The organism is Nitrospira sp. (assembly GCA_035968315.1).
GTDB lineage: Bacteria > Nitrospirota > Nitrospiria > Nitrospirales > Nitrospiraceae > Nitrospira_D.
On the sequence record JAVYIN010000003.1, the window covers coordinates 47,440 to 67,042 of the forward strand.

At 58.8% G+C, this 19,603-nt stretch carries 21 protein-coding genes; 10 read left to right on the forward strand and 11 right to left on the reverse strand.

Annotated elements, in window-relative coordinates:
• Positions 1–22: 22 nt before the first annotated feature.
• The 6 genes from gatB to gatC all read right to left on the reverse strand — a co-directional run bounded on the left by gatB (position 23) and on the right by gatC (position 4,510).
• The gene (gene gatB / locus RI101_02140) at positions 23–1,453 is read right to left on the reverse strand and encodes an Asp-tRNA(Asn)/Glu-tRNA(Gln) amidotransferase subunit GatB (protein ID MEC4888835.1); all 1,431 of its coding nucleotides are present in this window, start codon (positions 1,451–1,453) and stop codon (positions 23–25) included.
• 2 nt (positions 1,454–1,455) lie between these two features.
• Positions 1,456–1,776 (reverse strand): YtxH domain-containing protein, encoded by a 321-nt coding sequence (locus RI101_02145; GenBank protein MEC4888836.1) that lies wholly within the window; start codon positions 1,774–1,776, stop codon positions 1,456–1,458.
• Positions 1,766–2,173 (reverse strand): DUF948 domain-containing protein, encoded by a 408-nt coding sequence (locus RI101_02150; protein MEC4888837.1) that lies wholly within the window; start codon positions 2,171–2,173, stop codon positions 1,766–1,768. The genes RI101_02145 and RI101_02150 overlap by 11 nt, the downstream gene beginning before the upstream one ends.
• A 112-nt stretch (positions 2,174–2,285) precedes the next feature.
• The gene (gene gatA / locus RI101_02155; protein ID MEC4888838.1) at positions 2,286–3,752 is read right to left on the reverse strand and encodes an Asp-tRNA(Asn)/Glu-tRNA(Gln) amidotransferase subunit GatA; all 1,467 of its coding nucleotides are present in this window, start codon (positions 3,750–3,752) and stop codon (positions 2,286–2,288) included.
• Positions 3,749–4,114 (reverse strand): aspartate 1-decarboxylase, encoded by a 366-nt coding sequence (locus RI101_02160; GenBank protein ID MEC4888839.1) that lies wholly within the window; start codon positions 4,112–4,114, stop codon positions 3,749–3,751. The genes gatA and RI101_02160 overlap by 4 nt, the downstream gene beginning before the upstream one ends.
• 108 nt (positions 4,115–4,222) lie before the next feature.
• Positions 4,223–4,510 (reverse strand): Asp-tRNA(Asn)/Glu-tRNA(Gln) amidotransferase subunit GatC, encoded by a 288-nt coding sequence (gatC, locus tag RI101_02165; protein ID MEC4888840.1) that lies wholly within the window; start codon positions 4,508–4,510, stop codon positions 4,223–4,225.
• Positions 4,511–5,068: 558 nt separating this feature from the next.
• Here gatC and wecB point away from each other — a divergent pair.
• Entirely contained in the window at positions 5,069–6,169 is a 1,101-nt protein-coding gene (gene wecB, locus RI101_02170; protein MEC4888841.1) for a UDP-N-acetylglucosamine 2-epimerase (non-hydrolyzing), read from the forward strand.
• Positions 6,170–6,426: 257 nt separating this feature from the next.
• Here the strand turns inward: wecB and glmS are convergent, their stop codons facing one another.
• Genes glmS through RI101_02185 form a run of 3 tightly spaced genes read right to left on the reverse strand, consistent with a single transcriptional unit; the run spans position 6,427 to position 10,532 of the window.
• Positions 6,427–8,256 carry a glutamine--fructose-6-phosphate transaminase (isomerizing) gene (gene glmS, locus RI101_02175; GenBank protein MEC4888842.1) on the reverse strand — a complete coding sequence of 610 codons (1,830 nt, stop codon included), beginning with the start codon at positions 8,254–8,256 and terminating at the stop codon, positions 6,427–6,429.
• 6 nt (positions 8,257–8,262) lie between these two features.
• Complete coding sequence (gene glmU, locus RI101_02180) at positions 8,263–9,867, reverse strand: bifunctional UDP-N-acetylglucosamine diphosphorylase/glucosamine-1-phosphate N-acetyltransferase GlmU (protein MEC4888843.1); 1,605 nt, start codon at positions 9,865–9,867, stop codon at positions 8,263–8,265.
• Positions 9,864–10,532, reverse strand: a complete 669-nt coding sequence (locus tag RI101_02185; GenBank protein ID MEC4888844.1) for a DUF502 domain-containing protein — start codon at positions 10,530–10,532, stop codon at positions 9,864–9,866. The genes glmU and RI101_02185 overlap by 4 nt, the downstream gene beginning before the upstream one ends.
• Positions 10,533–10,869: 337 nt before the next feature.
• Here RI101_02185 and RI101_02190 point away from each other — a divergent pair, with 337 nt between their 5' ends.
• The 8 genes from RI101_02190 to RI101_02225 all read left to right on the forward strand — a co-directional run bounded on the left by RI101_02190 (position 10,870) and on the right by RI101_02225 (position 17,825).
• Positions 10,870–11,436, forward strand: coding sequence for an AAA family ATPase (locus RI101_02190; protein MEC4888845.1), 567 nt, complete (start codon positions 10,870–10,872; stop codon positions 11,434–11,436).
• Between the two features lie 176 nt (positions 11,437–11,612).
• A complete protein-coding gene (locus RI101_02195) occupies positions 11,613–11,996 on the forward strand; it encodes a response regulator (protein ID MEC4888846.1) in 384 nt (127 codons plus the stop codon).
• A gap of 102 nt (positions 11,997–12,098) precedes the next feature.
• On the forward strand, positions 12,099–13,127 hold the full coding sequence (holB, locus tag RI101_02200) for a DNA polymerase III subunit delta' (GenBank protein MEC4888847.1): 1,029 nt from the start codon (positions 12,099–12,101) through the stop codon (positions 13,125–13,127).
• A 37-nt stretch (positions 13,128–13,164) separates the two neighbouring features.
• Positions 13,165–15,225 (forward strand): methionine--tRNA ligase, encoded by a 2,061-nt coding sequence (metG, locus tag RI101_02205; GenBank protein MEC4888848.1) that lies wholly within the window; start codon positions 13,165–13,167, stop codon positions 15,223–15,225.
• Positions 15,226–15,332: 107 nt separating this feature from the next.
• Positions 15,333–16,091, forward strand: a complete 759-nt coding sequence (locus tag RI101_02210) for a hypothetical protein (GenBank protein MEC4888849.1) — start codon at positions 15,333–15,335, stop codon at positions 16,089–16,091.
• Positions 16,092–16,317: 226 nt separating this feature from the next.
• The gene (locus RI101_02215) at positions 16,318–16,818 is read left to right on the forward strand and encodes a VOC family protein (GenBank protein MEC4888850.1); all 501 of its coding nucleotides are present in this window, start codon (positions 16,318–16,320) and stop codon (positions 16,816–16,818) included.
• A 74-nt stretch (positions 16,819–16,892) separates the two neighbouring features.
• Complete coding sequence (locus RI101_02220) at positions 16,893–17,072, forward strand: hypothetical protein (GenBank protein MEC4888851.1); 180 nt, start codon at positions 16,893–16,895, stop codon at positions 17,070–17,072.
• Between the two features lie 213 nt (positions 17,073–17,285).
• Positions 17,286–17,825, forward strand: coding sequence for a DUF6680 family protein (locus tag RI101_02225; protein MEC4888852.1), 540 nt, complete (start codon positions 17,286–17,288; stop codon positions 17,823–17,825).
• Between the two features lie 137 nt (positions 17,826–17,962).
• Here the strand turns inward: RI101_02225 and RI101_02230 are convergent, their stop codons facing one another.
• Positions 17,963–18,130 carry a hypothetical protein gene (locus RI101_02230; protein MEC4888853.1) on the reverse strand — a complete coding sequence of 56 codons (168 nt, stop codon included), beginning with the start codon at positions 18,128–18,130 and terminating at the stop codon, positions 17,963–17,965.
• 103 nt (positions 18,131–18,233) lie between these two features.
• The gene (locus RI101_02235) at positions 18,234–18,500 is read right to left on the reverse strand and encodes a BrnA antitoxin family protein (protein MEC4888854.1); all 267 of its coding nucleotides are present in this window, start codon (positions 18,498–18,500) and stop codon (positions 18,234–18,236) included.
• A gap of 158 nt (positions 18,501–18,658) precedes the next feature.
• Between RI101_02235 and RI101_02240 the strand changes: the two genes are divergently transcribed.
• Entirely contained in the window at positions 18,659–19,603 is a 945-nt protein-coding gene (locus RI101_02240) for a cation diffusion facilitator family transporter (protein ID MEC4888855.1), read from the forward strand.

Below are 19,603 nucleotides of genomic sequence, written 5' to 3' on the forward strand. Positions count from 1 at the left end.
CTCCTTCGTGAATACCTAATGTCTAACGGCTCAATTTCTTCTTCAGCAACTCATTGACCTTGCCTGGATTGGCCTTGCCGCCGCTCGCCTTCATCACCTGCCCGACCAGAAAACCAACCACCTGCGGTTTGCCTTCTTTGAACTGCGCCACCTGCGCCGAGCTTTTGGCCAGCACGTCATCGATGATTGCTTCCAGAGCCCCTTCATCGGAGACCTGCGTGAGGCCCTTCTCTTGAACGATCTGCTCCGGCGTCTTCCCGCTGCTGTACAGTTCAGGGAAAATCTCGCGCGCCACTTTCAGACTGATCGTGCCTTTGTCCACCAGCTCCAACAAACTAACCAGCCGCTCCGGGGAGACCGGCGACGCGCTCACGTCGGTTCCGGACGTGTTCAACTCCCGCGTCAGCTCCCCCATCACCCAATTGCTGACCGTCTTGGGCTGATTGAAGAGCTTCACAGAGGCTTCAAAATAGTCGGCAAGGCCCTTCGAGGCGGTCAACAAACCCGCATCGTAATCCGGCAACCCGAATTCGCTCACGAAGCGCTTGAGCCGCGCCACCGGCATTTCCGGCACCGAGCTCCGGAAACCTTCGACCCACTTCGGATCGAGTTTCAGCGGAACGAGATCGGGATCCGGGAAATAGCGGTAATCATGCGCCTCTTCTTTTGAACGCATCACGGCCGTTTCGCCACGCTCAAGATTCCAGAGACGCGTCTCCTGCCGGATCTTGCCGCCTTCATTCAGCACCTTGGTGTGCCGCTTCACTTCATACTCGATCGCATCCTTCACAAACTTAAAGGAATTGATATTCTTCAACTCGACCTTGGTGCCGAACTCCTTCTGCCCCACCGGACGGAGCGAGAGATTCGGCTCGCAACGGAAACTGCCTTCGTCCATGTTGCCGTCGCACACATCGAGATACATCAGCACATCGCGCAGCCCCTTGAGATAGGCCACCACTTCATCCGCCGAGCCCATATCCGGCTCGGTGACGATTTCCAGCAGCGGCGTCCCGGCACGATTGAGATCCACGCGGCTGCCGCTGGTACCTGTCTCATGCACATTCTTTCCGGCGTCTTCCTCAAGATGTGCGCGGCGGATGCGCACACGCTTTGTCGTCTCGCCGGCGGCAATCTCGATCCAGCCATGTTCGCAGATCGGCGCTTCGTACTGTGAAATCTGATAGCCCTTGGGCAAATCGGGGTAGAAATAATTCTTCCGCGCAAAGCGGTTGTTCGTTCCGATCGTGCAGTTCAGCGCCAGCCCGGCACGGACCGCCATTTCAACCGCCGCGCGATTGATGACGGGCAAGGTGCCCGGCAGCCCCAGACAGACCGGGCAAGTCTGACTGTTCGGGGACAACCCAAACGTGGTCCCGCACCCACAGAACAGCTTGGACTTCGTCCGCAACTGCGCATGCACTTCGACCCCAATGACAACTTCGTAGTTCATCCTCAGCCTTGTTCCTCGCCACGCGCGCGATCCCGTTCGCGCTGCATCGCCTCACGGCCCGCCTCGACCGCCTCGCGCAGCACCGACTTTTTCGCTTCGACAAATTCTTTCCCCTGATCGACCGCCTCTTCGAATGTCTCGCCGGCCCGGCTCGCCAAATCGCGCAAATTCTCCTCCGCCCGGCGCGCGTAGCCCCGAAGCTGCTCGCGGGACTCCCGGCCGGACTGGGGCGCCAACAAGAGCGCCGCAACCGCTCCCAGGGCCGCGCCACTCACAAATGCCAATATCACTGCTGCGGTTGAGGCTCCGCGATCATCCGCCATTGTGATGGTCTCCTTCCCCTCGCCACCGTTCACGCACCACCTGCGACGCGGCCTTGAAGCCCGCGACCATGCTCGCCACGTTGGTCAACAGTGTGCCGCCCGAGCCGCGCACCACATCATGCACCTGCTGCACCGACTCCCCCACTTCACCAACCGCATGGAGCAGCACCGCCGCATGCTCGACCCCGCCGCGCACCTGCCCCGCCAGGTCGTTCACGTTCTGGCTCATGACACGCAGTTCCGCGATCAGCGGCGGCAGATCCGTATTCATTTTCTCCAGCAACTGTTCGGACTCAGCCACGGTCTTCCGCACCTGGATCAAGACCGGCACCAGATAGCCCACCAACACCGCAAAAGCCAGCGCAACCACAAGAGCAGCGATTTCAATCATGGTCATAAGGCCTCCCTGACGCGTGTAACATGAGACGTAAAACGTCAACCGTCGAGGACGTGGCCGTCTTTCCTACTACATCCCCACCTATCACGTTTAACCTTTCACGTTTCACGATTTACCGTACCACCGGCTTCTTCGTCCGCCACTGAGTCGCTTGCTCATAGGCATGGGCCGCCCGCAAGATCGTGTCCTCCTGAAACGCACGGCCAATCATCTGCAGCCCGATCGGCAGGCCTGCGTTGCTGAATCCGCAGGGCACGGCAATAGCCGGCAAACCGGCCAGATTGACCGAGATGGTAAAGATATCCGACAGATACATCTGCAAGGGATCTTCGCTCTTCTCGCCCAGCTTGAAGGCGGTCGTCGGCGTGACCGGCGTGACGATCAGATCGACTTCTTTGAACGCCGCATCGAAATCCTGACGTATGAGCGTCCGCACAGCTTGCGCCTTGCCGTAATACGCGTCGTAGTAGCCGGAACTCAGCGCATAGGTGCCGAGCATGATCCGCCGCTTGACCTCAGGCCCAAACCCTTCCTGCCGCGTCTTCGTATACAACTCCAGCAGGTCTTTGGTGTCTTTTGCCCGCAGGCCGAACTTGACCCCGTCGTACCGGGCCAAATTCGAACTCGCTTCCGCCGTCGCGATGACGTAGTAGACGGCCACCGCCGCATCCGTCCTCGGCAGCTGAATTTCCTTGATCTCGCCGCCGAGACTCTTCAATTCCTCAATTGCCGCCCGCACCGCCTGCTCGACTTCCGGATCGAGCCCTTCGGCAAAGAACTCCGCGGGAATCCCAACCTTCAGCTTCTTCAGATCTTTCTTCTTCAGCGCCTTCATGTAATCGGGCACGGGCACATCAGCCGACGTGGAATCCATCGGATCATGACCGGCAATCACGCCCAACAGGAACGCGGCATCCGCCACATCCTTCGTAATGGGCCCGATCTGATCGAGCGAGGACGCGAAGGCAATCAGCCCGTAACGTGAGACACGGCCATAAGTCGGCTTCAGCCCGACCACGCCGCAAAACGCCGCCGGCTGCCGGATCGACCCGCCGGTGTCCGACCCGAGCGCCGCGACACATTCATCCGCCGCCACCGCGGCCGCCGACCCGCCGCTCGATCCGCCCGGCACACACTGGAGGTTCCAGGGATTCCGGCTGGGGCCGAACGCCGAGTTTTCCGTGGACGAGCCCATGGCGAACTCATCAAGATTGGTTTTACCGAGCAGGAGATAATCCTGCGCGCGCAGTTTGCCGATCACGGTCGCGTCATAGGGCGGCACGAACTGCTGCAACATGCGCGACGAACAGGTCGTCGCCACCCCCTCGGTGCAGAGATTGTCCTTGATGGCCAGGGGCATGGCGGTCATCGGCTGCGTCTTCCGCCAGCCTTTCAACTTCTCATCCAGCGCCGCCGCCTGGGCCGCCGCCTGCTCTTTCTGCTGCGTCACATAGGCCTTCACCTTGGGTTCAACCTGGCCGATGCGCAGAAAATAGGCGCGGACGATTTCCGACGCGGTGACTTCTCCCGCGGTGAATTTTCGCTGCAATTCACAGAGTGTCAGTTTGTGGAGGCTCATCGTTTTGCCGACGCGTCGATCATCTTATTCTTTTCATTCACCCGCACGATCTTGGGCGCATGCGTCTTGATTTCCTCTTCGCTGTAGTACTCGTAGCAGAAGATGATGATTTGATCGCCCACGGCGCCTTTGCGGGCCGTCGGGCCGTTCAGCACGATCTCGCCGCCGCCGCGCTTGCCGTTGATCGCGTACGTCATGAACCGCTCGCCGTTGTTCAAATTCGAGCACACGACCGCTTCATAGGGAAGAATGCCGGCGGCATCGAGCAGATCCTCGTCGACCGTCAAGCTCCCTTCATACTCCAGATGCGCCCCCGTCACCGTGGCGCGATGAATTTTTGACCGCAACATTTGTCGAAACATGTACAAACCTCGCAATGAGTGAAAAATGATCCGTGATGTATGTGAAGAGAGCCGGTGGATTCTAGGGGTTCCCCCCATCCCACATCACTCATCACCACTCACAGCATGTTATTCGATGATCTTCGGCACACAGAACCCGTCCGCCTCACGCTCCGGCGCATTCGCCAGCGCCTTGTCGACCGGCAGCGACGGCCGCACCACATCCTCACGAAACACATTCACCTGCCCCAACACCGTCGCCGTCGGCTCGATCCCATCCGTATTGTACCGCTTCAGCTGCTCGACATGGGTCAGAATCTGGCTCAGCTGTTTGGCAAACGCCTCCGTCTCCGACGGCGAGACATCTAGCCGCGCCAGCTTCGCCACTTTTTCAACATCCTGTCTCGTAATTTCCATTGCCCGGCCTCGCTCACCAGTAGAAAATTTGACACAACCCCCACGGGGATTGGAATTCAGAACAACACGTCCTCGAACAACATCCCATTGACCGGCCCCAATACACCCAGCATACTTTTCCACTATGACATATTTTGAGAGGAGAATATCACTGAACCCATAGAAATTCCAGGGAAATTCAAGCGCAAAACGACATCGCAGCCATGCGAACTATGCAAACAGCCCCTCCCACATGTCGAAGATTTACGGCAAGACAGACTCCGCTCCCCATACAGCAGCCTTTGCTGAATTACGTACCGCTTGACAGGAAATAACCCTCCTCGAATAAATCCTCACTGCAAGGTGATAATACGTAGTGACAACCAGGCGTTCTGGATGTACCAGGCCTTTGGAAGAGGGAGAAGCAACCACCTGTCGAAAATGTTTATCCGTTGCGCAAACCGAAGGAATCAGATAGCTTTATTTTGAACAGGCCGCGTATCTCCCATCTCTAAACCGGCCATAACTTCCTCGACAGCGCGCCAAGGTGGGTGTATTCGTGCTAATCAAGGCCAACCAATGAACCATATTGACCTTATTGCAGGGGCTCGGCCCAATTTCATGAAAATTGCGCCAATTATTGACGCGCTCAACGCGGCCGAAAAGCGAGGCGGTTCGTTGCGTTTTCGCCTCATCCATACAGGCCAGCATTACGACCGTGCGATGTCAGGCAGCTTCTTCGAAGAACTCGGAATCCCGGACCCGGATATCAATCTGGAGGTCGGTTCCGGGACACAGGCTGAACAGACCGCCGCTATTATGGTGGCCTATGAAAAGGTCCTGCTGAAACAGAAGAGCGACCTTTGTCTCGTCGTTGGAGATGTGACCTCGACCATGGCCTGTTCCATCGCTGCCCGCAAATTGGGATTACGGGTAGCACATGTAGAAGGTGGCATCCGTTCAGGAGACTGGACGATGCCGGAAGAAATCAACCGAGTCGTGACGGACTCTATTACGAATTGGTTTTTCACGACTAGTGAGACCGCCAACGACAATCTCCGCCGGAGCGGTGTTGCAAACGATCGCATCTTCTTCGTCGGCAACACCATGATCGACACGCTGCTCAAGCACCTCCCGCGTTTGCGCCCTCCAGCGTGCTGGGACTCCCTCAATCTAACACCAAACAACTACTTCGTGATCACGCTGCATCGCCCGGCAAATGTCGACGGGGAGCAGCAATTACTCCGGCTCCTGCATGCGATAGCAGAAGGCACCGGTGGATTGCCTGTGGTGTTTCCGGTTCACCCCCGGACCGCCAAGAATCTGCGCGATCTCGACAGCAAAATGCCGCAACTGAATTATGTCGAACCGCTCGGCTACCTTGAATTCAACTACTTGGTGAAACACGCCCGTGGGGTAATTACCGATTCCGGCGGCATCACCGAAGAAACGACCGTACTCGGCGTGCCTTGCCTCACTCTGCGCGACAATACCGAGCGTCCCGAGACCATCACAATCGGAACCAACGAACTGATTGGAACCGATCCGAGCAAGCTGCCTCCGGCGCTGGCGCGATTAATGGCTGGACAGTGGAAAAAAGGTGCCATTCCGCCCAAATGGGACGGCAAAACGGCGGAGCGGATCGTCGAAACACTTGAGCGGTTGCTGCAAAACAACTAGCGCAACTCCCCCGCTCCACGGTTCTCGCCTTACTTCGCCAGATATCCTTATTGATTTTCTCTCAAACATTCCTGCGGATCGCCCTGGAGTCCCAATGAGGGCAGACGTGATTTTTCCGTGCCCCAGGATCTCACGCCTCTTCTGGGATGCGTGCCTCACAGCCGCCTATCGGGATAGGGCACTGATTCAAAATGGAGAGGCCCCGGCGGGGACAACTGGCTCTCACACTAAAGACAAACCTGCGTCATTCCGCCCCGTTACTCCACCGTCACACTCTTGGCCAAGTTCCGCGGCTGATCCACATCCGCCCCGCGCAGCACGGCAATGTGATAGGCCAGCAGTTGCAACGGGATCGTGAAAAGAATCGGCGACAACAAGGGATGCGTCTCCGGAATCGTAAACACCGCATCGGCGGTCTTCCCAAGCTCGCGCTCCCCTTCAGCCACAAATGCGATCACCGGCGCGCGCCGCGCCTTCACTTCCATCAGATTGCTCACCGTCTTTTCATACAGACGGTCTTTCGGCGCCAGCACCACCACCGGCATATCCTTGTCGATCAGCGCAATCGGCCCATGCTTCATTTCGCCGGCCGCATAGCCCTCGGCATGGATGTAGGATATTTCTTTCAGCTTCAGCGCGCCTTCGAGCGCGATGGGGAAGTTGATCCCGCGGCCGAGAAAGAGAAAATTCCGCTTCTTGTAATAGCGTTTCGCAATGGCCACAATTTCCGCTTCCCGCCCCAGCACCCGCTCCACCAAGGCCGGCAAGCGGACCAGCCTGTCCAGCCAGGCCTTGCCATCGGCGACCGCCATCACCTTCCGTACCCGCGCCAGGTGGAGGGCCAGCAAGTACAACGCCGTCAGCTGCGCGGTAAAGGCCTTCGTCGAGGCCACACCAATTTCCGGTCCGCAATGGGTATACAGCACGCCGTCAGACTCGCGCGCGAGCGTGCTGCCAACGACGTTCACAATCGACACGACCTTCGCGCCCTTCCCCTTCGCTTCGCGAGCCGCGGCCAAGGTATCGGCCGTCTCGCCGGATTGTGAGATGGTCACGAAAAGATCGTGCTTGCCCACCAGGGGATCCCGATAGCGAAACTCGCTGCCGATATCGACCTGGACCGGGGTGCGCACCATTTCCTCCAGCAAGTACTTGCCGACCAAGCCCGCATGCCAGGACGTGCCGCAGGCGACGATCCAGATCCGGTCCACGGCCGCAAACTCCTTCGGCGTCAGCCCGATATCCGGCAGATCGGCCTCGCCGGTTTCGTACGAATACCGCCCGCGCATCGTATCCAGAATCGTCTGCGGCTGCTCGTGAATTTCTTTCAGCATGAAGTGGGGATAGCCGCTCTTTTCGGCCGCCGACGCATCCCAGGTAATCTTGGCCGGCTTCCGCGACACCGCATGCCCGTCGGCATCGGTCAATTGCGCATCGTGCTGGGTGACCACAGCCACGTCGCCCTCTTCGAGATAGGTGACATCCCGCGTATGAGCCAGCATCGCCATGACATCGGAGGCCACGAAGGAGGCGTCTTTCGTCCGGCCGATCACCAGCGGGCAGCCGGATCGCGCCGCGATCATCGTTCCCGGCTCTTGCTCCGAAATGACGGCCAGCGCGTAACTCCCGCGCACGTCCTTGGTCGCCGCGCGAACCGCATCGGCCAGCCCCTTGCCTTTTTGGAGATACTTGTCGATGAGATGCGCCACGACTTCGGTGTCCGTCTCCGACTGGAACTTGTAGCCTTCTTTTTCCAACTGCTGCTTCAAGGGCTGATAGTTTTCGATGATGCCGTTGTGCACCAGCACGCAACCCTTCGAGCGATGGGGATGCGCATTTTGCTCCGACGGTTTGCCGTGGGTCGCCCAGCGGGTATGACCGATCCCCACTGTCCCACTCAACTCTTTCGCCTTGAGCGATTGCTGGAGATTGACCAGCTTGCCGACGCTCCGGCGCACCTCAATTTTTTCCCCCTGCAGCACCGCGACGCCGGCCGAATCGTACCCGCGATACTCCAGCTTGGCCAACCCGCCAATGAGGATAGGGACCGCCTCCTGATTCCCGACATAGCCAACGATGCCACACATAATCGCTTATCCTCTAGTGCGTTTCTTGACTGGCTTGCCCTTCGAATTCAACGGCTGCTTCTTCGTAACAGGTGACACGCGAGGCGCGAGACGAGCCGAAGCCGTTTCACCTTTCACGTGTTTCGTTTCACGAGTGCCCCCGGCCTGCAACGCCCGCCGCTTGGCCGCCCATCCGGCACGAGTGACTTGCTGCACACGGGCGATGACCAGCGAATCGGACGGCACATCCTGCGTCACCGTCGTCCCGGCGGCGATCACCGTCCCGGCGCCAATCGTCACCGGCGCGACCAGCTGCGTGTCGCTCCCGATAAACACATGATCGCCGATGACCGTCCGATGCTTATGCACCCCGTCGTAATTACAGGTGATCGTGCCCGCCCCGATGTTCACACCCTTGCCGATCGTGGCGTCGCCCAGATAGCTGAGATGATTCGCCTTGGCGCCTTCGCCGAGATCGGTCTTTTTCATCTCGACAAAATTGCCCACCTTGGCCTTCTGCCGCACCCGCACCCCAGGCCTCAAATGCACGAAGGGCCCGATATGCGCCTCGTCATCGATCTGCGACTCATGCAGCACACAGTGATCCAAAATCTCCACGCGGTTGCCGACGACACAGTCGCTGATCCGCACGCCGGAATAGACCGTCGTGCCCTCACCGATGACCGTCAGGCCTTCAAGAGTTACGTGCGGGTGCAAGATCGTATCTTGGCCGATCACCACGCCGGCCTCGATCCAGGTTGACGAGGGATCCACCATCGTCACACCCGCCTCCAGCCATCGGGCGCGAATCTGCTGGCGGATCACGCCTTCGGCGTCGGCCAGCTGTTGCCGCGTATTCACGCCAAGCCCTTCATCCGGATTACGCAACGCCATGGCCGACACTCGATGCCCCTGCGTGACCGCCATATCGACGATGTCGGTGAGGTAATACTCGCCTTGGGCGTTGTGCGGTTCGACTTTGTCCAGCGCCGCAAACAAAAACCCGCCGTCGACGACATACGTCCCGACATTGATCTCCCGAATGGCGCGTTCCTCCGGCGTAGCGTCACGATGTTCGACGATCTTCACGACATCGCCGGATGCGGACAGGCCATCCTGCGTTCTAACAGCAGCCCGGCGCACGACCCGCCCATATCCGCTCGGATCGTCGAGCAGGGCTGTCAACATCGTCACGGTCGCACCGGACGCATGATGAACCCGCAACAATTCCTGCACTGTCGTTTCCTGCAACAACGGCGTATCGCCATTGAGGATGAGATAGGCCGCCGGCAGCTTGCCCTTGCCGGACACAAACACTGGCCGGGCCTGCAACACTGCATGGCCGGTCCCCAATTGCTGCGTTTGTTCGACGATATGGACAGGCGCCCCGTCTCGCGGTCCCGACAGGGCTGAGTCCACCGCCTGGCGCACCGCGTCAGCCTGATGTCCGACCACCACAGCCACGGAATGCCCAGCCACATGGCGGGCCACATCGAGCGCGTAGTGAATCATGGGCCGCCCGGCAATACGGTGCAGCACTTTCGCGTGATTCGACTGCATGCGCGTGCCGCGGCCTGCCGCCATCACCACCACACCCAACGAAGCCATCGATGCCGCGCGCGCCGTGTTCATCCGATCGGCACTCCCGCCGCAGGCTGCTTCACACCGCTCCACTTGGCATCCGCTTCGAGCACCGACGCCATCGACGTCGCAGGCACATACAACCCGCCCGAGACAATGAGCTTCATGGCTTCCTCCACGCTGATGTCCACCGACGACACTTCACGCTCCGGCACCAGCAGAAAATAGCCGGAGGTCGGATTCGGCGAGGTGGGCACATAGACGTGAATCAACGGATCCTGGCCCAAGTCCGACGTCTCCGGCTTCGTCATCCCGGTGACAAACGCAAAACAATAATGGCCGTTCTTGGGAAATTGAATGAGCACCACGCGGCGATACGACCCGTGGTCCGAAAACGAGAGGATGTCCATCATCGACTTCAAGGTGGAATAAATGCCCCGCACAAGCGGAAGACGGTTGAGCCAGTCCTCCCACATCCGCACAATTTGCCGCCCCATGAAGTTCGCGGCCAAGAGTCCGACCGTGAAAATCAACACCAGCAAGGTCACAATCCCGAGTCCCGGCACATAATGTTCCGGCACCATCTGAGCCAGCACATTCCCAAGAATCCCATCCACAGTAAGAAATAATGTCTTCAGGATAAGGATCGTGCCCCAGATTGGAGTAATGACCAGCACCCCGGTGAGAAAGTAGCGTTTTAAGGCGGTTTTCAACATAGATGTAGGAGTTAGAAAAAAGCTATATTGTAGTGGCTCATCATACAGAGTTTCTCTGAGTCGTCGCAAGCCTTTTCATGTTAATTTCAACGAGTTAGATAGGCCTAGAGCCAGAATATCGGCGCCGCAACCTCATCCAGGAAAAGACCCGCCGCGCGATGACCTGTCGAGTCTCCGCACATAGACTTGCGACCGGCAATCTCCGTGGATTCTATCCAGGATCCTGTTCTTGCTATTCACTGACCCTTGGCATAGGATCCCGCCCCATTGTGAGCGCGCACGGAACGCCTCAGCCATGAGCCAGAGAGACCGGGATTCGCCACACGAGAAATCGCGCATGACATCAGGCATTGGTCTCTGCGGAGCGCACAGAGTCGGGAAAACCACGCTGGCGCAAGCGGTCAGCCGCGCAACGGGCATTCCGTTTCTCAAAACCCACACGAGCCACATCTTCCAACAGCACGGGCTGGATCCGGCCAAACCGATGGCCTTTGACACCAGGTTGGCGATTCAACAAGAAATCTTAGCCGCCGGAGAGGCCGTATGGCGGCAGGCAGCAGGCCCCTTCATCAGCGACCGGACCCCCTTGGACATGGCCGCATACACATTAGCCGACATTCATGGCACCACCACGCTCAACGAAACCGCCTTCACGCAATACCTTACGGACTGCCTCGCGGCCACCAACCGGTATTTCTCCACTCTGATCATTGTCCCCCCCGGCATTCCCCTGGTTCCTGAACCGGGAAAAGCCGCACTCCACGACGCCTATATAGAACACATCCACACCTTGATCGCCGGGCTCTGTCACGACGACCGGATTTCGGCCAAGGTCCACCACATCGGTCGCGGCATCCTCTCGCTGGACGCTCGGGTCGCACACACCGTTGCGCATCTGCCCTAACCCTCCAACCACCGACCCCGATCCACCATGCCCTAGATAATAGGGCCTAATGGATCGAGAGACATTCTTCATTGACGGCCCCTACCTAGCAGCGTAGATTTCAAAATGTTGGGATAACTCAACCGTTTCGGATGCCTCGGATAGAACACGGGCCTTCACCCGAGACCAAGTAACGCATGAGCCCTCAGGCGCCACAGGCTCTGACCATTCTTATCGTGGAGGACCAGGACGGCCCACGAGAAGTCCTCGCGGCCCTGCTAGGCCCGCACTATCGTGTCCATACCGCCAATACCGTTCACGCCGCCCTCGACATCATCCACCATCACCCGATCGACCTCATTATTACGGATGTGGGCCTGCCGGACCGTACCGGCATCGAGCTGCTACGGGATCTGCAACCCCTCGCCGGCATCAAAGTCATCGTCATCAGCGGATCGGGAACCGTCCAATCGGCCCAAGACGCCATCAAGCTCGGAGCCACCGCTTATCTTCTCAAGCCCTTCAATACAGACGAGCTGCTGACGCTCATTCAGAATACCCTGTCTCCGCAAGCCGCCTAGCCCGCGCCTCCGCCCTTGAATCCGGACACCCTTCCACCTACAATCACTCGCACGCACAAGCCGTTGCCCGGCCCATCACACACAGCAGAGTACGACACACCGATGCCGTTTCGAGACATTAGTGGCCATGAACGTCCGATCGCCATTCTTCGGGCCGCGCTCTCGCACGAACGGCTCGGCCACGCCTACCTCTTCCACGGGGCAGACGCGATCGGCAAACGCCTGACCGCCACGCATCTCGTGCAAGCCTTGAATTGCGAACAGCCCTCGGCTCCCGAATCGCTCGACAGCTGCGGAACCTGCCGCGCCTGCCAGCAGATCGCCGCGCACACCCACCCGGACTTCATCGTCATCGAGCCCGACCGTGAACTGGCCACCCCGCAAATCAAGATCGAGCAGATCCGGGACATCGAGCACCAATTTATTTACCGTCCCCTCATGGGCGAGCGGAAAATCTGCCTGATCGACGATGCCGACCGCATGACCATCGGGGCCGCCAACGCGCTCCTCAAAACGCTCGAAGAACCGCCGGGCCATGCGTTGTTTCTGCTGATCACCAGCCGGCCGAACGCGCTCCCCATCACCATTCGCTCGCGCTGCCAGCTCCTGCGCTTCACCACACCGGCCCGCACGCAAGTCGAAGCCGCCGTAATTCTGAAACGGGACGTTCCTCCGGCGGACGCCCGCCTGCTGGCGCTCGTCACGGACGGACGGATCGGCGAGGCGCTCACCCTGGACCTTGCCGCCCTGCGCGAGCGCCAACAGGAATGCCTCGAGCTGCTGGCGCCGCAGACGCTCCGCTCCACATCGGCCATTCTCACCGCCGCAGAAAGTTTGGCGAAAGCCGATCGCGGGCTGGAAACCCTCATCTGGATCAGCCGCTGGATCCGGGATCTCATGCTCGTCCATGTCGGCGGCGACCAGGACCAAATCCTCCACTTCGAACAACTCGCGCAACTGCACGACTATGCCCAGCGGGCCGACCTCACCCTGCTGCTCGACCTCCAGAAAGACATCGAAAAGCTCGAACAAAGTGCCACCCGCCACTTGAATCTCCACATGGCCTTGGAATCCTGCCTGCTCCGCCTCCGCGAAGCCCTCGCCCTCGCGCCCACCGGCGCCGCCGCCTAGAATTCAGAGGCACCAACCTGGTATCTTCCCACTCGCCATGCGCGACCAACACAGTTTCTACATCACCACGCCGATCTATTACGTCAACGATGTCCCGCACATCGGCCATGCCTATACGACCGTCGCCGCCGACGTCCTGGCGCGCTACTGGCGTCTGCGCGGGCGCGACGTCTTTTTCCTGACCGGCCTCGACGAACATGGGCAGAAAGTCCAACAGGCGGCAGCCAAGGCTGGCATCGACCCGCAAGCCCATTGCGATAAGCTGGCGCCCCAGTTTCAGGAGCTCTGGAAACGCCTCAACATTTCGAACGATGCCTTCATCCGCACGACCGATGCTCCGCACAAGTCCGTCGTCCGCCGCTACCTTCAAGACCTCTTCAACCGCCAGCTGATCTACAAAGCCGACTACACCGGCTGGTACTGCCTGTTCGACGAGCGGTTCTGGACGGAAAAAGATGTTGTCGGCGGCCTCTGCCCCGACTGCAAACGCCCCGTCGAACAGCTCAGCGAGCACAACTACTTCTTCAAGATGGGCCAGTATCAGGACCGCCTGATCGAGCACATCAAGCAACATCCGGACTTCATTCGCCCGGAGTCGCGGCGCAACGAAGTCCTGGGCTTCCTGCAGACCCAGACCCTCGGCGACCTGTCGATCTCCCGGCCCAAATCGCGCCTCTCCTGGGGCATCGAATTGCCGTTCGATCAGGACTGCGTCACCTACGTCTGGTTCGACGCGCTCGTGAACTATGTCTCGGCCCTCGAATATTTGCCGAAGACACCGTCGTTCGACCAATTCTGGCCGGCGTCGGTCCATCTGGTGGGGAAAGATATTCTGACCACCCACGCCGTCTATTGGTCCACGATGCTGATGGCGCTCAACCTGCCGCTGCCGGAGACGATCTTCGCGCATGGCTGGTGGACCGTCGATGGCGAAAAGATGTCGAAGAGCCGCGGCAACGTCGTGGACCCGAACAAGATGGTCGATGCCTTCGGCGCCGACGCCTTCCGCTACTTCCTCTTGCGAGAAGTGCCGTTTGGACAGGACGGCGACTTTTCGCAATCCGCCATGGTCACCAGCATCAACAGCGACCTGGCCAACGGCATCGGCAATCTCTTGAGCCGCACCCTCACCATGATCGAACGGTTCGCGGAGGGCAAGATTCCGGCTAGCGGTCCGCCCACGCTTCCGGAACTCGAAGAAAAGATCGCCCAGGCCGCCACGCAATTGCCGGCCACATTGGAACGAGGCTTCAACGCACTCACCTTCCGCGACAACCTGCAGGCAATCGGCGAACTGGCCAGCCTCTGCGATGAATACATCGACAAAGCCGCACCCTGGAAGCTGGCCAAGAATCCGGACGACGCGCCGAAGTTGAAGACCGTCCTCAATACCGCCGCCCGCGCCCTGCGTCTGCTGGCGGTATCGCTCCATCCGTTCATGCCAGACACGACGGAACTCCTAGTCCGGCAACTCGGCTGCCACCTCGATTTTTCCGCGGCCATCCCGGCTTCTGCCTACCAGTGGGACAACCCCATGGCCGAGCTTACAATCGCCAAAAGCGCGCCATTGTTCCCGCGTATCGAGATCGCCGCTGACACAAAGACCGCCCCTGTAAAGGACGCAACCAAAGTACAAAAAGACTCATCGAAAAAAGGAGCCACGCCCGTGAGCGAAACACCCGCAACCCCACAGCCAACGCCTGCCGCAGCCACGCCAACAACCGTACCGGCAGCTCCGGCACCCAGTGCCCCTAGCCCCGCACCTCAAGATCCGCCGCAAATCACCATCGACGAATTCTTCAAGATTCAGCTGAAGACCGCGAAAGTCATCAGCGCGGAGCGCGTGCCCAAGTCAGAAAAACTGCTGAAGCTGCAAGTCTCCCTCGGCACCGAGCAGCGGCAGATCGTCGCAGGCATCGGCAAGAAGTATGAGCCGGAAGCGCTGGTCGGGAAAATGATCGTCATCGTGGCCAATCTGAAACCGGCGAAGCTCATGGGCATCGAATCGCAAGGCATGGTCCTGGCCGCCGGCGACAGCGAAGTACGCGGTCTCGCGACTGTACTCGAAGACGTGGAACCGGGCACCAAGGTCAAATGATCCTCGTGCGCACAATCCTTCCTCTCTTGTGCCTTACGACAATTCTCTCTACGCCGCTCCCCTGCTCCGCTCTCCCCGCTGAAGAGGCACCGCCTCAGGACCTGCACTTGAACGAACCGACACCCACCACCGTGCTGGTGCGTGTCGTCGCCCATGGCTCGATGGTGCTGGGGAAGGAGGTTGGCGGCGCGCGCGTCACGATCACCGACGTGGCCAGCGGCGAGATTCTCGCATCCGGCCTCCAGCAAGGCGACGCGGGCGATCAGAATCAAATCATGCGCACCCCGCGCCTGATGGAAGAGGCGCACTACAGCACACGCCCCTCGGCCGCCTTCACCGCCACGCTCGATCTCGTCCGGCCGATCCTCGTGGATATCGCAGCCGAAGGGCCGCTCGCCTTTCCGGCAGCAACCCAGCGCGTCACCACCCGCACCTGGCTGATTCCCGGCCACGACCTGACCAGCGACGGCATCGTGCTGACACTCTACGGCTACATCGTCCAGATCGAACAGCCCAAAACCGGCGGCGCAGGCCTCATCGCCAAAGACGACGTCATGCTCCGGGCCTCCGTGCGAACCCTCTCCGGCGCGCTCGTCCGGCCCCATGGCGATTGGGACTCGCGCAAAGTCCACATCTACGGCGAACTGCTCATCGGCCCACAGGTGATCGAGCGCCTGCAACTCTTCTACAGTGGCGACAAGGCCGCCTTCGAAGCACCCTTCTTCGTCCCGCGCCTCAAAGACGCCCCCGACGGCATCACCCTCCGTGTGATCGCGGCCGATCCGTCGAACGGCAACTTCGGCATCGGCGAAGCCAAATACCCGGTCCTCAGCGAACGGTTGCCACCCAAGAGGTCCTCACCATGAAAACGATCGTCCTGCTCCAGGAACACTCTTATACCGATCCGCATAAAAACCCATGGCAGATAATCCCGCAGTCGCAACTCATTGAAACAGCAACGGGCATGGCGTATGGTCGCGACCAGGAGCGGCGTGTTAGACGGACAGGAACTAGTGGATCCGGCTCTTATGCGGATCGGCCTAAACATAGTTAGACCGCTTCGGTACGCACAGAAACCACAGGAGTCCAAACATGACAAAGCCAGTGATCGCTCCCGCGTTCTGCCAAGTTGCCTGGGTCGTCCGAGACCTTGCAGCCGCCGAGAAATTCTTCCTTGAAACGATGGGAATCAGCCGCTTCATGCACATGGACAACCTTGCAGCAAAGGACACCGAGGGCACGTATCTCGGGAAACCCGGGAACTGGGTCTGCAACCTTCACATCGCCTACGCAGGAGACACCCAGATCGAACTGATCCAGCCTGTCTCGGGAGCCAGCATATACCAGGAGTCTCTTGATCGACATGGTGACGCCGTTCAGCACGTGGCGTACTGGCTGGATGATGCGGACTATGATGCCGCGGCTGCTCACCTGGAGTCCTCGGGCTATCCCCTGATTCAGAGCTTCCGGTTGCCCATCTTACGTGTCGGCTACTACGACACGCGTCGGGTTATTGGCGTCGTAACCGAGATTGTCGGGTCCACCGAAGCAGGCCATGAACTCCGGCGCAATCTGAAGTCGGGGAACTTTTGAGGGAGTCGGGGCAACGGTCTCAATCAAAACAACGGTGTCGCTTTCAACCATGCCTTCCACCTCAGGCCTTGTGCATGCGCATCGCCATCATCAACTTTTACCCCGACGAACGATCCAGCGATCTCGGATTCCCGAAACACCACCTCGCTGTACGTGACACCATCATTCAGGAAATAGCCGCAGCCGGCTATCAACTCGCTAAGGAGCACAGTTTCCTAGCAAAGCAGTATTTCCTGGAATTCGTGGCGAAGTAGGTGAAATGTACGTTCTTTTAAGGAAGGTTCTTATGCCATTCCGCGTGAGGACCAGGGATAGAATAAATAGTCCCATAGGCCCATCTCATTGAAACGGCAACAGGCAAGGCGTATGGTTCGCGAACAATAGCGGCGTGCTATACGGACTGACGCTGGTTGGTCCAGATCTTATGCGCATCGATCCAAGCATAACTAGCTTTAACAGAGGTCTCTATGACTATCTCAGATGCATTGATAATTTTGGCAACTCTGCTAGGCCCTGTTATCGCTGTACAAGTTACGCGGTACGTTGATGAACGTAAGGAAGAGAAAGGGCGGAAGTTACAGGTATTCAAAACCCTAATGGCTACCCGCGCCTATTCTCTTTCCGCCGCTCATGTTGAAGCGCTAAACCGAATTGACCTTGAGTTCTCAACTGATCAAGCTACTGAACGAAAGGTTATAGAAGTATGGAAACAATATCTTGACCATCTGGGCGACAAGTCGCTTACGCTAGAACGATGGGGGGAAAAGCGAGTCGAGGTTCTTGTAGAACTTCTCTACGTCATGGGTCAGTGCCTCGGCTACAAGTTTGACAAAACACAAATCAAGAACGGCACATATTCGCCCGTTGCACACGGACGCATTGAAGAAGAGCAAGAAGCTATTCGTGCTCAAACTCTGGAACTCTTGCAAGGCAAGAGGGCCCTCAATATGTTCGTCACAAATCTACCAAACCCAGCACGGACACAGGATGGATCCAGTGACAGCTAACCTATACATCAACACAGGGAGCAAAGAGGTCGGAAATCTTTTCAGCCCTGCCTTCGGCCTAATGGTTTACTCGCTTCTATCAGGCTCCGAGGAAGGCGTTGATGCGCGTCTGGAGCTGAACTCCACGGTCAGCACTGTTACGGGTTGGTCGCGGCTTTCCAGATCTGCGTGATCGGCTCGGCATCGGCGCTTGCGCCGGAATGGGAGAGTCCGTAGAGGTCTTCGATGGTGCGCAGGACATTGTAGTGGGTGATGCGCTGGTCTGAGCGCCCCGCTTTCACCATGGGGCCGACGAAGAGCGTCACGATTCGATTATTCTCCTTTGCCTTATCACTATCCTCATCCCACGTCACAATCAGCAGGGGTCGAAACAAAGGGGTCGGGAGTCTTTTCACCCCGCCTTCTGTTTCAGGACTTGTGCGCTTCCATGTAGGCCCTGAGAAGCGCGTTGATTCGCGTCTGATAGCCTGGGCCTTTTGCCTTAAACCACTTCAAGACCTGTTGATCGAGCCGGATCGTGACCGCCGTCTTGGGCTCAGGCAGCCTGAGCACCGCATGCTTGAAGAAGGCTTTCCCCTGCTCAAGGATATCGGACGTATCAATAGCCTTATCCTTGAGCGCATCAATTTTTGCCCAGTTCGTCCGCGACCGCTTCTTGGTAGTGTTTTTCTTCACGTGTATTCGCCTTTCGCGCTGAGATAATCCGAATCAAAACTAGCTCCGTCCAGCACACCGTACATATATCATGTATGTACGTCAACGGCACTCCCAAGAAGTCGCTCTTGATTACTTCACCGCTTGCCGTGATCCGATGACCGTGCGACACTACGCCTATGACCGGCCTTGCCTCATTTGAGCATCTGCGTTCCCGGCTCTACCTCTCCCTGGGGCTCAATGCCCTAATCATCACGGCTGAATTCATCGGCGGGTTCATCCTCGATAGCATCGGACTGATGAGCGACGCCGGGCACAATCTCGTGGATCAGGGCTCGCTCTTTCTGGCGCTCTACGCACACATCCTCACCAAGCAGCCGGCCAGCGCCGCACGCACGTTCGGCTACCATCGCGCCGGCGTCATTGCCGCGTTCCTCAACTCGTTCATCCTGGTGCTGACGGCGATCGGCATCACCCTCGTGGGAATCAAACGATTGCTGCATCCGGTCCCCGTCGATGGCGGATGGATCATGGGCATTGCCGCCATGAGCTTTGCCGCCAACCTCAGCATCGCTCTGCTGCTCCAACATGGTGCGAAAGACGACCTGAATATTCGCAGCGCCTTTTGGCACATGTTGGGCGATGCCTGGGTCTCGCTCGGCGTGGTGCTGAGCGGCGGCGCGATCATGCTGACGGGCTGGACGGTGCTCGATCCGCTCATCAGTCTGCTCGTGGTCGGCGCCATTCTTCACGGGGCCTGGCCGCTGTTCAGAGAATCGCTGGATGTCTTGCTGGAATCCACCCCGCCCACGATTAGCGCATCACACGTCGCCACAACCATCGAATCCCTGCCAGGCGTAAAGAACGTCCACGATCTCCACATCTGGGCCGTGGAACCCCGCCTGATCATGCTGACCTGTCATGTACTGGTAGATGGCAACGACGAGGGACTGACGAACGCCTTGCTGCACACGATCCGCGATCGTGTGTCGTCGGACTTCGGCATTCATCACATGACGATTCAAATGGGCACCCACTGTTGTGAACCCGACACCGTCCACTGCGACCTCACCAAACTTCCGGCCCACTGCCACCCCCTTGAATCCCACACCCATCACCATTGA